This window comes from Micromonospora sp. NPDC005291, from assembly GCF_040607415.1.
In the GTDB taxonomy this organism is placed as follows: domain Bacteria; phylum Actinomycetota; class Actinomycetes; order Mycobacteriales; family Micromonosporaceae; genus Micromonospora.
Window position 1 is genome coordinate 313,011 of the sequence record NZ_JBEXGR010000001.1, and the last position, 13,387, is coordinate 326,397.

General features: G+C 72.2%; 12 protein-coding genes. 5 read left to right on the forward strand and 7 right to left on the reverse strand.

Annotated features, from left to right (window positions below; translation table 11 throughout):
- Positions 1-4: 4 nt before the first annotated feature.
- Positions 5-1,156, reverse strand: coding sequence for a uroporphyrinogen decarboxylase (gene hemE / locus ABZT18_RS01380; protein WP_354993343.1), 1,152 nt, complete (start codon positions 1,154-1,156; stop codon positions 5-7).
- Positions 1,157-1,319: 163 nt separating this feature from the next.
- Here hemE and ABZT18_RS01385 point away from each other — a divergent pair, with 163 nt between their 5' ends.
- Positions 1,320-1,892, forward strand: coding sequence for a DUF3000 domain-containing protein (locus ABZT18_RS01385; RefSeq protein ID WP_354993342.1), 573 nt, complete (start codon positions 1,320-1,322; stop codon positions 1,890-1,892).
- Between the two features lie 151 nt (positions 1,893-2,043).
- On the opposite strand, the gene ABZT18_RS01390 is transcribed toward ABZT18_RS01385, so the two are convergent.
- Together ABZT18_RS01390 and ABZT18_RS01395 are read right to left on the reverse strand one after the other, a co-directional pair.
- Positions 2,044-2,931 (reverse strand): hypothetical protein, encoded by an 888-nt coding sequence (locus ABZT18_RS01390; protein WP_354993341.1) that lies wholly within the window; start codon positions 2,929-2,931, stop codon positions 2,044-2,046.
- Positions 2,932-2,974: 43 nt separating this feature from the next.
- Positions 2,975-4,474 (reverse strand): trypsin-like peptidase domain-containing protein, encoded by a 1,500-nt coding sequence (locus ABZT18_RS01395; protein ID WP_354993340.1) that lies wholly within the window; start codon positions 4,472-4,474, stop codon positions 2,975-2,977.
- A gap of 155 nt (positions 4,475-4,629) precedes the next feature.
- On the opposite strand from ABZT18_RS01395, the gene ABZT18_RS01400 reads away from it, so the two are divergent.
- From ABZT18_RS01400 to ABZT18_RS01415, 4 genes are all read left to right on the forward strand, one after another.
- Complete coding sequence (locus ABZT18_RS01400; protein ID WP_354993339.1) at positions 4,630-5,967, forward strand: ribonuclease D; 1,338 nt, start codon at positions 4,630-4,632, stop codon at positions 5,965-5,967.
- A gap of 184 nt (positions 5,968-6,151) precedes the next feature.
- Positions 6,152-7,351, forward strand: coding sequence for an acetyl-CoA C-acyltransferase (locus ABZT18_RS01405; RefSeq protein WP_354993338.1), 1,200 nt, complete (start codon positions 6,152-6,154; stop codon positions 7,349-7,351).
- Entirely contained in the window at positions 7,348-9,417 is a 2,070-nt protein-coding gene (locus ABZT18_RS01410; protein ID WP_354993337.1) for a 3-hydroxyacyl-CoA dehydrogenase NAD-binding domain-containing protein, read from the forward strand. Before ABZT18_RS01405 ends, ABZT18_RS01410 begins: the two co-directional genes overlap by 4 nt.
- A 172-nt stretch (positions 9,418-9,589) precedes the next feature.
- Positions 9,590-10,372: a hypothetical protein gene (locus tag ABZT18_RS01415; RefSeq protein ID WP_354993336.1), complete on the forward strand. Its 783-nt coding sequence runs from the start codon at positions 9,590-9,592 to the stop codon at positions 10,370-10,372.
- A 63-nt stretch (positions 10,373-10,435) separates the two neighbouring features.
- Here ABZT18_RS01415 and ABZT18_RS01420 read toward each other — a convergent pair whose 3' ends face one another.
- The 4 genes from ABZT18_RS01420 to ABZT18_RS01435 all read right to left on the reverse strand — a co-directional run bounded on the left by ABZT18_RS01420 (position 10,436) and on the right by ABZT18_RS01435 (position 13,321).
- A complete protein-coding gene (locus tag ABZT18_RS01420) occupies positions 10,436-10,855 on the reverse strand; it encodes a VOC family protein (protein ID WP_354993335.1) in 420 nt (139 codons plus the stop codon).
- Entirely contained in the window at positions 10,852-11,259 is a 408-nt protein-coding gene (locus ABZT18_RS01425) for a VOC family protein (RefSeq protein WP_354993334.1), read from the reverse strand. The genes ABZT18_RS01420 and ABZT18_RS01425 overlap by 4 nt, the downstream gene beginning before the upstream one ends.
- A 162-nt stretch (positions 11,260-11,421) precedes the next feature.
- On the reverse strand, positions 11,422-12,585 hold the full coding sequence (locus tag ABZT18_RS01430) for a HAMP domain-containing sensor histidine kinase (RefSeq protein ID WP_354993600.1): 1,164 nt from the start codon (positions 12,583-12,585) through the stop codon (positions 11,422-11,424).
- A 67-nt stretch (positions 12,586-12,652) separates the two neighbouring features.
- On the reverse strand, positions 12,653-13,321 hold the full coding sequence (locus ABZT18_RS01435) for a response regulator transcription factor (RefSeq protein ID WP_354993333.1): 669 nt from the start codon (positions 13,319-13,321) through the stop codon (positions 12,653-12,655).
- Positions 13,322-13,387: the final 66 nt, after the last annotated feature.

Below are 13,387 nucleotides of genomic sequence, written 5' to 3' on the forward strand. Positions count from 1 at the left end.
CGCCTCAGCCCTGGTCGGCCCGGCGGCTGGAAAGCTCGTGCACGAGTGCGACCACCCGGGTCAACACCTCCGGGTCGGTCTCCGGCAGCACACCGTGGCCGAGGTTGAACACGTGCCCGGGGGCCGCCCTGCCCTGGTCCAGGATTCGGCGCACCTCGGCCTCCACCACCGGCCACGGCGCGAGCAGCACACACGGGTCCAGGTTGCCCTGCACCGCCTTGTCCGGGCCGATCCGGCCGGTGGCAAGATCCAGCGGGGTACGCCAGTCGACGCCGACCACGTCCGCGCCGGCCTCGCCCATCGCGCCGAGCAGCTCGGCGGTGCCCACCCCGAAGTGGATGCGCGGCACACCGGCGTGCGACCGCTCCGGCTCGGCGCGTCTGTCGCCGCGCCCCGACCCGGAGCGGTCGTCGACCAGCCCACTCAGCACGGCCGTCGAGTGCGGCAGCACGTAGCGGCGGTAGTCGGCCTCGGAGAGCGCGCCGGCCCACGAGTCGAACAACTGGACCGCCGAGACCCCGGCCTCGATCTGCACCCGCAGGAAGGCCAGCGTCACCTCGGCCAGCCGGCCGCAGAGCGCGTGCCACAGCTCCGGATCGCCGTACATCAGCGCCTTGGTCTTCGCGTGGGTCCGCGACGGCCCGCCCTCGACCAGGTAGCTGGCCAGGGTGAACGGGGCACCGGCGAAGCCGATCAGCGGCGTGTCGCCCAGCTCGACCACCAGCTGCCGGACGGCCTCATCCACGTACGAGACGTCGTCGCGGGTGATCGGGCGGATCCGCTCCACATCGGCGGCGGTGCGGATCGGCTCGGCGACCACCGGGCCGGTGCCCGGCACGATGTCCAGGTCCACCCCGGCTGCGGCGACCGGCACCACAATGTCGCTGAACAGGATGGCCGCGTCCACCCCGTGCCTGCGCACCGGTTGGAGGGTGATCTCGGTGACCAGCTCCGGGCGGCGGCAGGACTCCAGCATCGGCACGGTCGCTCGGATCTCCCGGTACTCCGGGAGAGAGCGGCCGGCCTGGCGCATGAACCAGACCGGGGTGTGCGGGACGGGCCGGCGTCGGCAGGCCCGGATGAAGGGCGAGTCGGCCGGTCCGCCGGGGCGGGGTTCTCCGTCTCGGGCAACAGTGCCCGTGGTGTCCGTGGTCATCGCCGCAATCGTGCCACGCCCACCACCCTCACCCGGGTGGGGGTGAGAGGAAGGGCACCGTTGCTCTCGCCCGTTCCTTACGCCCGCGTCGGAGCAGGCGCCCCTCGGTGAGCGTCGGCGCGCCGTCGAAGCGGGTGGGCGGGCGTCGGCATAGGCTGCCGACATGGCCCCCCCGATCGCGCTCCCGGAGACGTTCGCCCGCGCGGTCGCCGGGCTGCGGTCGGCGGCGCCTCGGCCGGAGATCGCCCTGGAGGAGGTCGGCGCCCCCCAGCGGTTGGCCCCGTACACGTTCGCGCTCTCCGCGACCGTGCTGCGCGACGGCGACGAGGTGGCCTCCGGCCGGCTGATCCTGCTGCACGACCCGGTCGGTCACGAGGCGTGGCAGGGCACCCTGCGGCTGGTCACCTACGTGACCGCCGAGTTGGAGGTCGACCTGGCCGCCGACCCGCTGCTGCCCGGGGTCGGCTGGACGTGGCTGACTGACGCGTTGGACGCCCAGGACGCCGGCCACCGGGCGATCGGCGGGACGGTGACGCAGACCATGTCGACCCGGTTCGGCGACCTTGCCGGCCCACCGACCATCGGCGACATCGAGATCCGCGCCTCCTGGACGCCGGTCGACGACGACCTGACCCCCCACCTGCTCGGCTGGTGCGCGCTGCTCGCCTCCACGGCCGGCCTGCCCCCACCCGGTGTCACGGCCCTGTCCGACCGCCGCCCCGCCGGCGCCGCCTAATCCCCGCTCCCCGCTCCCCGCTCCCCGACGCGTCGATCATGGAGTCGTGGTGGGCGAGGTCTCCCCCTTCGCGGCTTTCGCGTACCACCACAACTCCATGATCGACTCCTGCGGAGGGTGGGGGTGGGGGTGGGGGTGGGGCGGGGAGGGCTTACAGGTAGTTCTCTGCCTCGTTGCAGATCTTGTCGAGACCCTTCATCGCCGTGTCGTAGGCGCCTTTGTTGCCGGCCGCCGCAGCGCCGAGCGCGGTGGTCAGCTTGTCCAGGCAGCTCGCGATGACCTTCTTCTGCCGGGTCTGTTCGTCACGGTCGTTGCGGGTACCGGTCAGGTCCTGCTCGGTGTTGTCGAGCTTGGCCTGCATGGCCTGCAGGTCGGTCCTCAGCTTCGCGATCTCCGTGGTGTTGGTGGCGATGGTGCCGTCGCGTTGGCTGACCTGGCCGGTGAGACGCTTTTCGGTGCGGTTCAGCTCGTTGTTCTTCGTCACGAACAGGCCCGTCATCACCCCGCTGACGACGAAGAGCAGCGCGGCTACCAGGGCCAGCGCCAGCACCGCACGACCCCGACCGGCGGGCTGCGCAGCGGGCGGGCCGTACGGCGGCGTCATCCCGGGCGGGGCGGACATCGGCTGGCCGTAGCCGGGACCAAAGGTCGGCGGCGCGGAGACCGGCTGCCCGTAGCCAGGGCCGGAGGTCGGCTGCCCGTAGCCAGGGCCAGAGGTCGGCTGCCCGTAGCCAGGGCCGGAGGTCGGCGGCGCCGAGGCCGGGCCGGCGTACGGCGGGGTGCTGGCCGGGTAGCCCGGCGCGCCCTGCGGGACGCCGTACTGCGGCGGCACGGGAGCGGGCGCAGCGTACTGCGGCGCGGCCTGGCCAGGGGTGTACGCCTGCGGCGCGGGCTGGCCGACGGGGTGCCGCACGGTCGGGTCGGTGCTGCTCGGCTGCGGCACGGTCGGGTCGGTGCTGCTCGGCTGCGGCACGGCCTGCTGCGGCACGGTTGGGTCAGCATCGGACGGCGTCGGGGAGACCGGTGGTGGTTGGGTCATCTTCTCGCTCCTACAGGTGGGCAGGTCCGCGTCGGCAGACTGCTCAGCAGATCTTGAAACCGTCGCAGGCGACCTTGATCGGCACGGCCAGCCCGATGCCCTCGGCGTTGCGCGCCTTGGCGGTGGCGATGCCGACCACCTGCTTACTGCCGTTGATCACCGGCCCGCCGGAGTTGCCCGGGTTGATGGGGGCGTCGAACTGGAGGGCCGGCCCGGACCCGCCCTGGGCCGGACGCAACGCGCTCACCACGCCGGTGGTGACGCTGTCCTCCAGGCCGAGCGGAGCGCCGACGACGACGATCTGCTGGCCGGACTTCGCCGCGGCGGGAGCGCTGACCAGGCCGGTGAACTTGCCGCTGGTACGCAGGTGGGCCACATCATTGGTCTTGTCCACCTTGACGATGGTCGCTGGAAAGCGCTGGTCGCTGCGCTCCAGGAAGACCTCGCGGCCGCCGCCGTCCCAGACCGCCTCGACCACGTGGAAATTGGTGAAGAGGTTGGTCCCGCCGCCGGTCGCCGGCTTGCCCACCGCGAACGCGGTGCCGGTGAACTGGCCGGCCCGGACCCGGAACACGCTGGGCAGCACCGCACTGGCCACCGCCTCCGGGTTGAACGCGTCACCGGCCTGCTTCTCCAGCGCCTCCGCGCGCTTGTCCAGGCCCTCAAGGCGGGTGCCGTCGCCGTCCTGGGCCTGCGCCAACCGTCGGTCGGTGTCGGCGAGCCGGTCCCCGAGCCGGTCGAGCTGGTACGCCTGGAGCCCCGTCACCGCGGCGAGCACGACGACGGCCAGGGTGGCGAGCACGGCCGGCCAGCGGCGGCGGGCGGGTCGGGCGGCCGGCTGCGGTGCGGCGGACGGCCAACCGGGCTGTGCGGGACCGCCCAGGTGTCCGGCCGTCACCGAAGGCGGGACGCTGGCCGGACCACCGGGTGACGGGTAGGCCGCGCCCGGGAGAGCCGGTGATGTGGCCGAGGGGTAGCCAGCGTGGCCCACAGCAGCCGTCGGAGCGCCCGCGCCGTACGGCCCGGCGGTGCCTGGAACGGCGCCGCCGTACGAGCTGGCAGGCGGGTTTCCGTACGGCACGGCCGGCGCGGTGCCGTACTGCGCGACCGGCGCTGTCCCGTGCGGCGCGGCCGACGCCGTCCCATACGGTGCGACCGGCGCGGTGCCATGGGGCGCGACCGGCGCGGTGCCATGGGGCGCCACCGGCGCGGTGCCGTGGGGCGCGACCGGCGCGGTGCCGTACGGCGCGACCGGCGCGGTGCCCCACTGGCCGGGGTGGGACGGGGCGGGGCGGTCGGCGCGAGGTGCCGGGACTGGCCGGGACGGATCGGTGCCCCCGGCCGACGGCGTGGGCCAGGTCGATCCGGCGCCCGGGTAGGGCTCGATGCGCGGTGGGAGCGGCCCGGGTCGGCCTGCCAACGGCCCGCTCACCTCGTCGGGCTCGGCGCCCGCCGGTCGCCCGTCCCCCGAACCGTAGCCAGCCGTCATGATCGCCGTGCCTCTCCCCGTTGTCTCACGCGGCGCCGTCAACTTGTGTGTCATTTGTTGCGGGACCGCGGTGCGATGGACCGTACCTGCGCCAACGGGCTTTGTCTCCCCCAATGTCCGGCATCCGAATGGACACCTTGCGGACACCTGACCAACACACGCCGGACCGGCTGCACCCGCCGGATCACCGCGCGCACTAGGGTTGGCAGGTGACCGACGAACCACCCCTGCGCCGTCGGCCCACCGAGGAACTTCCGGGCAACGCACCCCACCACCCGCCGTCGGCCCAGCCGCAGCCGGCGGGCGGGGTGGCCGACCCGGCCGACGGTGGGCCCGTTCCGCTGATCGCCCCGCGTGACGGCACCCCTGATCCGGTGGCCGCTCCGGCCGAGCTTGCTGAGGTCGTGGCCCGCTTCGCGGCGGGCACCGGCCCGGTCGCCCTGGACGCCGAGCGGGCCTCCGGATACCGCTACAGCCAGCGGGCGTACCTGGTGCAACTGCGCCGGGCCGGCGCGGGCACAGCGCTGATCGACCCGCTGCCACTACCTGATCTCAGTGCGCTGGACGCGGTGATCGGCGAGGCCGAGTGGGTGCTCCACGCGGCCAGCCAGGATCTGCCCTGCCTGGCGGAGGTGGGGCTGCGTCCGCGCCGGTTGTTCGACACGGAACTGGCCGCTCGGCTGGCCGGGTTCGAGCGGGTCGGGCTGGCCGCGCTGACCGAGCAGTTGCTCGGGTTCACCCTGGAGAAGCACCACTCGGCGGCCGACTGGTCGAGCCGGCCGCTGCCCGAGTCGTGGCTGACGTACGCCGCTCTCGACGTGGAGTTGCTCACCGACCTGCGCGACGCGCTCGACGCCGAGCTGACCCGGCAGGGCAAGTCGGCCTGGGCCGCGGAGGAGTTCGCGGCGCTGGTCCGCACCGGGGCACGCCCGCCGCGGGTCCGCGCGGAGCCCTGGCGGCGTACCTCCGGAATCCACCGGCTGCGCGGGGCGCGGGCCCAGGCTCGCGTCCGCTCGATGTGGTACGCCCGGGACCAGATCGCGGCCCGGCGGGACGCCGCGCCCGGTCGGGTGTTGCCCGACTCGGCGATCATCGCTGCGGCCGAGTTGGACCCGAAGGACGAGAAGACCCTGCTGACCCTGCCCGGTTTCGGCGGTCGGTCGGTCCGTCGGTTGGCCCGCACCTGGCTCGCCGCTCTCGACGATGCCCGGCAACTGCCGGAGGATTCGCTGCCGGTCTCGCCGGCTGTGGAGGGCCCGCCACCGCCGCACCGGTGGGCCGAACGGGACCCGGTGGCGGCCGGTCGACTGGCCCGCAGCCGGGAGGTGGTGATCCGCATCGCCGGGGAGCACAACCTGCCGCCGGAAAACCTGATCACCCCAGATTCGGTCCGCCGGCTGGCCTGGACCCCGCCGGAGGAGCTCACCGAGGAGACCGTGGCGGAGACCCTGCGCGGCTTCAACGCCCGCGAATGGCAGATCGCCCTCCTCACCCCGCACCTGACCCCGGCCCTGACCCCGGAAACCGCCACCCCTCCTCTCCCCTGACCCGGCCCGGGCCGAGCGGTCCGGGTCGGACCTCGGGTGTGGGGTGGGCCACAACGGGGGGTGGGGCGGGGTTGGTTACTGACGAGTAGCATTCGATGGAACGTGCCCGTGTCGGCGACCTCATTCGGTTCGGAGTGCCGCCTGCCGGCGCGAAGGCCGAATGACGGTCGAAAAGGAGGCTCAAGTGCCCCGTGAAGTTCGGGATGTCGTTTTCGTCGACGGCGTCCGTACCCCGTTCGGCAAGGCGGGTGGCATGTACGCCAACACCCGCGCCGACGATCTGGTGATCCGCTGCATCCGTGAACTGCTGCGACGCAACCCGCAGCTGCCACCGGAGCGGGTCGAGGAGGTCGCCATCGCGGCCACCACGCAGATCGGCGACCAGGGCCTCACCATCGGGCGGACCGCCGCCCTGCTGGCGGGTCTACCCAAAACCGTTCCCGGCTTCGCCATCGACCGGATGTGCGCCGGCGCGATGACCGCGGTGACCACGGTGGCCAGCGGCATCGCCATGGGCGCGTACGACATCGCCATCGCCGGCGGCGTCGAGCACATGGGCCGCCACCCGATGGGTGAGGGCGTCGACCCCAACCCGCGCATCGTCGCGGAGAAGCTGGTCGACCCGTCCGCGCTGGTCATGGGCTCCACCGCGGAGAACCTGCACGATCTGGTCCCGCACATCACCAAGGCGCGCACCGACGCGTTCGCGCTGGCCTCGCAGCAGAAGACCGCCAAGGCCTACGCCAACGGCAAGCTCCAGGACGACCTGGTGTCGATGTCCATCCGTGACGCGGAGGGCGGCTGGGGTCTGGCCACCATCGACGAGGCCCCCCGGGACACCTCCCTGGAGAAGCTCGGCACCCTGAAGACGCCGTTCCGCCCGCACGGCAAGGTCACCGCGGGTAACGCGGCCGGCCTGAACGACGGCGCCACCGCGAGCCTGCTCGCTTCCGAGGACGTCGCCCGCGAGCTGGGCCTGCCGGTCGCCATGCGGCTGGTGTCGTTCGGTTTCGTCGGCGTGGAGCCCGAGGTGATGGGCGTCGGCCCGATCCCGTCGACCGAGAAGGCCCTGCGCATCGCCGGGCTCAGCATCGACGACATCGGCCTGTTCGAGCTGAACGAGGCCTTCGCCGTGCAGGTGCTCGCCTTCCTCGACCACTTCGGCATCGCCGACGACGACCCGCGCGTCAACCCGTGGGGCGGCGCCATCGCCATCGGTCACCCGCTCGCCTCCTCCGGCGTACGGCTGATGACCCAGCTGGCCCGCCAGTTCGCCGAGCACCCCGAGGTCCGCTACGGCGTGACCGCCATGTGCATCGGCATCGGCATGGGCGGCACCGTGATCTGGGAGAACCCGCACTGGACGGAGGGTGGCAACAAGTGAGCGCGCTCGCCGCACCGAACGAGGTCGTCACCAAGGCGCTGCTACGTCAGGTGAACGTACCGGGGCTGGACCGACCCGCCGCCCTGATCACGCTGGACAACGGCTTCGACCACACCAAGCCGAACACCTTCGGCCCGGGTGGGCTGACCAGCCTGGACGAGGCGATCACCGCCGCCCTGGCCGCCGACCCGGCGTTCATCGCCGTCACCGGCAAGCCGTACATCTTCTGCGTGGGCGCGGACATCGTCGGGCTCCCGCAGCTCGCCGACCGCGCGCAGGCGCTGGAGATCGGCCGGCTCGGCCACCGGGTCTTCGCCCGGCTCAAGGACAGCACCGTCCCCACCTTCGCGTTCGTCAACGGCGCGGCGATGGGCGGCGGCCTGGAGTTGGCGCTGCACTGCCACTACCGGACGCTCTCCGGCGGCGCGGCGGCGCTGGCCCTGCCCGAGGTCTCCCTCGGTCTGGTCCCCGGCTGGGGCGGCACGCAGCTGCTGCCGAACCTGATCGGCATCCCCGCCGCCACCCAGGTGATCATCCAGAACCCGCTGATGCAGAACAAGATGCTCAAGCCGAAGCAGGCCGCCGAGCTGGGCATCGCGGACGTGCTGCTGGAGCCGGCCGACTTCCTGGAGCGTTCCCTGGAGTGGGCAGCCGGCGTGGTGCGGGGCCAGGTCACCGTGACCCGGCCCGAGGTCGACAAGGACATGTGGGCGGGCGTGCTCTACTTCGCCCGGCAGACCCTCGACCAGCGGCTGCACGGCGCGGTCCCGTCCGCGTACAGGGCCCTCGATCTGCTGGAGACGGCGAAGGACGGCGACTTCGCCGCCGGCACCGCCGCCGAGGACGAGGCCCTCGCGGACCTGGTCTTCTCCGAGGAGCTGCGCAGCGGCCTGTACGCCTTCGACCTGGTGCAGCGGCGGGCCAAGCGCCCCGCCGGCGCACCGGACAAGGGCCTGGCCCGCACGATCACCAAGGTCGGCATCGTCGGCGCTGGCCTGATGGCCAGCCAGCTGGCCTTGTTGTTCGCGCGTCGCCTCCAGGTGCCGGTCGTGATGACCGACCTGGACCAGTCCCGGGTGGACAAGGGCGTCGGCTACGTGCACACCCAGATCGAGAAGGCCGTCACCAAGGGCCGGATGGACAAGGGCACCGCCGCCAAGCTGTACGGCCTGGTCAGCGGCACGGTCGACAAGAGTTCCTTCGCCGACGCCGACTTCGTCATCGAGGCGGTCTTCGAGGACCTGGGCGTCAAGAAGCAGGTCTGGGCCGAGCTGGAGAAGATCGTTTCTCCGGAGGCGGTGCTCGCCACCAACACCAGCTCGCTCTCGATCACCGAGATGGCCGCGGAGATGGAGCACCCGGAGCGGGTGGTCGGCTTCCACTTCTTCAACCCGGTGGCGGTGCTGCCGCTGCTGGAGATCGTCCGCGGTGAGCGCACCGACGACGTCACGCTGGCGACCGCGTTCGCGGTGAGCAAGCAGCTCAAGAAGTCGTCGGTGCTGGTCAAGGACGCCCCGGCGTTCGTGGTGAACCGGCTGCTCACCCGCTTCCTGGGCACCGTCTTCGCCGCTGTCGACCAGGGCACCCCGTTGGACGTGGCGAACAGCGCACTGGACCCGCTGGGTCTGCCGATGCGCCCGCTCGCCCTGCTCCAACTGGTCGGGCCGGCCGTGGCGTACCACGTGGGTGGCACCCTGCACGCGGCGTACCCGGACCGGTTCGGCGTCAGCGAGAACCTCAAGCGGATCGCCGACTCGGGCCAGCCGATCGTGGTCGACGACCAGATCAACGCCGACGTCGCCAAGCTGCTCGTGGTGGGTGACGAGCCGCTGACGGCCGAGCAGGTCCGGCAGAACGCGCTCGACGCGATGGCGCAGGAGATCCGGCTCATGCTGGACGAGGGTGTGGTCGCCGAGGCGCAGGACATCGACCTGTGCATGATCCTCGGCGCTGGTTGGCCGTTCCACCTGGGCGGCGTCACGCCGTACCTGGACCGGACCGGCACCAGCGAGCGGGTCACCGGCAAGCGGTTCCTGCCGCGCGGGGCGGCGAGCCTGCCCGCCTGAGGAATTCGCAGCACCACCGTCGCGGTGGTCGGACCGTCCTTCGTGGGCGGGCCGGCCACCGCGACCGTTTATGATCGGCCGACCGTCGAAAGGGGACGTGCGCAGGGACAATGTCGGGAGCTTCACCGGGTTAGGATCACGCGTTCTGCACACCCAACTTGGAGCTGACTGAATGTCCCAGCCACCGGCCAATCCCTACGGCCCGCCGCACGACTCCCCTACCCCGCCGCAGCAGCCGGGCCAGCCGCAGCAGGCCGGGGCCTGGGGGCCGCCGCAGCAGCAGGGATTCCCGCCCGCGCAGCAGGGATTCCCGCCCGCGCAGCAGGGTCAGCCGTACGGCGACCCGAGCATGCACGCTGGCCCGCCACCCGCGAAGAAGTCGAATGTCGGCAAGATCGTGCTGATCGTGCTGTCCGTGGTGCTGGTGCTCTGCCTCGGCGGCGTGGCGATCACCTGGTTCGCCGTGAAGGACGATGTGGGCGACGTCGTCGACGCCACCAAGACCCGGGTGGTCGCGCCGGCCACCCTCGCCGGCCGGCCGAAGAACACCGATCCGCAGCTGCAGAAGGCCGCCACCGACCTGGTCACCGGGATGAAGTCGAAGGTACAGAACGAGACCAGCACGGTCGGCGCTTTCTACGGCGACCCGACCAAGCGGGACCTCATCATGATCGCCGGCGTGTCCGGCCTGCTGGGGGACCCGAAGAAGGAACTCGACGACGCCATCAACGAGATCTCCACCGATCTGGCGGTGACCAACATGGCGGCGGTCGAAGGCGGCCCGCTCGGCGGTGAGGCACGCTGCGGCAACGGCACGGCCGCGAGCGTGCCTCTGGGCATCTGTGCCTGGGCCGACCGGGGCAGCCTGGGCATGGTGGTGATGTACTTCAAGTCCGCCGAGCAGGCGAAGGCCGAGTTCACCACGATCCGGGGCCAGGTCGAGCAGCGCTCCTGAGTCGTACCGACCGAGGCCCCGGCCACCCGAAGGTGGCCGGGGCCCCGTGCCGTACGCGGACGGTCAGGCCGGTTCGCCAACTCCCGCCGCGGCCCGCGCCGCCGCTGCCGCCGCACGCTCGGCCGCGTTGCCGAGCACGCAGAACTCGTTGCCCTCCGGGTCGGCGAGCACCACCCAACCCCCGCCGGTCGGGCCGACGTGATCGGCGACGTGCACCGCACCGATGCCGAGCAGTCGCTCGACCTCCTCGGCCCGGGTTCGGTCGGCGGGTTGCACATCCAGGTGCAGCCGGTTCTTCACCGCCTTGCCCTCCGGCACGGCGATGAAGAGCACCTCCGGGCCACCCGGCGGCAGGAGCATCGCCTCCGGGTCACCGGGGAAGTCGTCGGGCTGCCGAGGGCAGTCGAAGACCTGCGACCAGAAGCCGGCCAGCGCGTACGTGTCGTGGCAGTCGATGCTGATGTTGTGGATCGTCGAACTCACAGCTGTTCCTCCACAGTGGTGGTGGTGACACGCTCCCCGGCGCTGCGGACCACGCAGAACTCGTTCCCCTCCGGGTCGGCGAGCACCGCCCAGCCCGTGCCGTCTGCGTGCCGTCGGTCGGCAACCATGCTGGCTCCGAGGCCGAGCACCCGCTCGATCTCCTCGTCCCTGGTCCGGTCAACGGGTTCCAGGCAGATGTGGAGCCTGTTCTTGGTCACCTTGTCTTCCGGCACCGCTTGGAAGAACAGGTTCGGGGTGGCGTCGTCCGGCGGCAGCAGGGCCGCCTCCGGGTCACCCGGGGCGTCCTCGGAGTGCCGGGCGTACCCGAGCACCGCCGACCAGAAGCCGGCCAGGGCGTACGTGTCGTGACAGTCGAAACTGATGTTGCGGATCCGTGGATACACGGGTGTTCCCTCCGTGGTGCTGGATGGGACGCTCCGCCTCCGGGGTCAGCCGACGCAGACCCGGGGCGCGGAGTCAGTGTTGGTGGACATCGACGCACCCCCCTTCGATCTCGAGCTGACTGCCGGATCTTGCCACCGGTCGAGCACCGCACGCAACCCTGTTCAGCCCGGGGTGGGCACCGTGCCGTTCACCGCCGGAGCGTCCGCCGACGGCAGGGTGACGGTCACCTCCAGGCCACCACCGGACTGCGCGATCACCCGTACGGTGCCGCCGTGCGCGTTGCAGACCGCCCGGACGATGGACAGCCCCAGGCCGGAGCCGCGGGCTCCGGTGCGTTCGCGGCCGCCGCGCTGGAACGGCTCGAACAGCCCTGGCACGTCGGTCTGGTCCACCTCGAAACCGGTGTTGCCCACCACCAGCCAGGATCGTTCGCCGTCGGTGCCCGTACGCACCCAGAGCCGGCCGTGCAGGTGGTTGTAGCGGACCGCGTTCTCGATGAGGTTGCCGGCCAGCCGGTCGAGCAGCCCCGGATCGCCGACGACGGGCGCGGACTCCAGCGACGTCTGCACCCGCACGCCGATCCGTTCCACCTCGCGGCGCATCGCCGACAACGCGTTGACGGTGCCGGTGGCAAGGTCACACTCGGTGCGTCGGCCCAGCCGCCGCCCGGCCTGCGCCTCGCTGCGAGCCAGCACCAGCAGCGCGTCCACCAGGCCGTTGGCCCGTTCCGAGGCGTCGCGGACCACGGTCGCCATCCGGCGGTACTCCCCGGCGTCCGCGTCGTCGTCGCTGAGCGTCACGTCGATCTCGGTCCGCATCACAGCGAGCGGGGTACGCAGCTCGTGCGAGGCGTTCGCCACGAAGCGCTTCTGCGCCTCGAACGCGGACGCGATCCGGTCCAACATGGCGTCGAACGTCTTGGCCAGCTCGGCCACCTCGTCGTCGGCGCCCGAGTAACCGATCCGCTGGTCCAGGGTCGCCTCGCCGAGCCGCTGCGCGGTCGCGGTGACCTGGTGCAGGGGGCGCAGCGCCCGACCGGCCACCGCGTACGCGCCGGCCACCCCGACCACGCTGATCGCCAGGAGCGCCACCAGACCCTTGGCCAGCAGCTCCCCGGACGCGGCGTCGACCAGTTGCCGCTGCCACTGCGCGGCGTCCAGCGACCGACCGTCGGCGAGCACCACGGTCGTGCCGGGCAGCAACTCGTCGGTGGGTCGCAGCGCGTCACGGACCAGCAGCCACGCCAGCAGCACGAGGATCGCCCCCGCGCCGATCAGCAGCACCCCGTTGAGCAGGGTCAACCGCAACCGCAGGGTGGGCCGCATCCGGCGGCTCACAGTACGACCTCGGTTCGCGACTGCGGGGCTCGCGAACCCGGCTCACTCCTCGGGCTCACACCCCTACCTCCGAGGTGCGGTAGCCCGCGCCGACCACCGTCTCGATCAGCGGCGGGTCACCGAGCTTCTTGCGCAACGTCATCACGGTGACCCGGACGATGGTGGTGAACGGGTCGGTGTTGGCGTCCCAGACCCGTTCCAGCAGCTCCTCGCTGGAGACCACCGCGCCGCGCGCCTTGAGCAGCTCGCTGAGCACCCCGAACTCCTTGTTGGTGAGGTCGAGCGGCAGGCCGGCGCGGGTGGCCACCCGGCGGGCCGGGTCGAGCACCAGGTCGGCCAGTTCGAGCACTGGTGGCGCGGCCGGGGTGGCCCGCCGGCCCAGTGCCTGCACCCGGGCGACCAGCTCGTCGAAGGCGAACGGTTTGGGCAGGTAGTCGTCCGCGCCGAGCTGCAGCCCCTCCACCCGGTCGGCCACCGTGCCGCTCGCGGTGAGCATCAGCACCCGGGTCAGCGCACCGGAGGCGGCCAGGTCCGCGCAGATCTGGTCTCCGTGCACGCCCGGCAGGTCGCGGTCCAGCACCACCACGTCGTACCGGGTGACGAACGCCGCCTCGTGGCCGGCGTCGCCGTCGTACGCCACGTCGACGGCCATCCCCCGCTTGCGCAACCCGCGCGCGATCGCGTCGGCGAGGTTGCGCTCGTCCTCCACCACCAGTACCCGCATCCCGGCCTCCTCGCTGCTGACCACCGCCAACCTAGTGCCGGCTGGCAACCATCGTCCCTCGCCGCC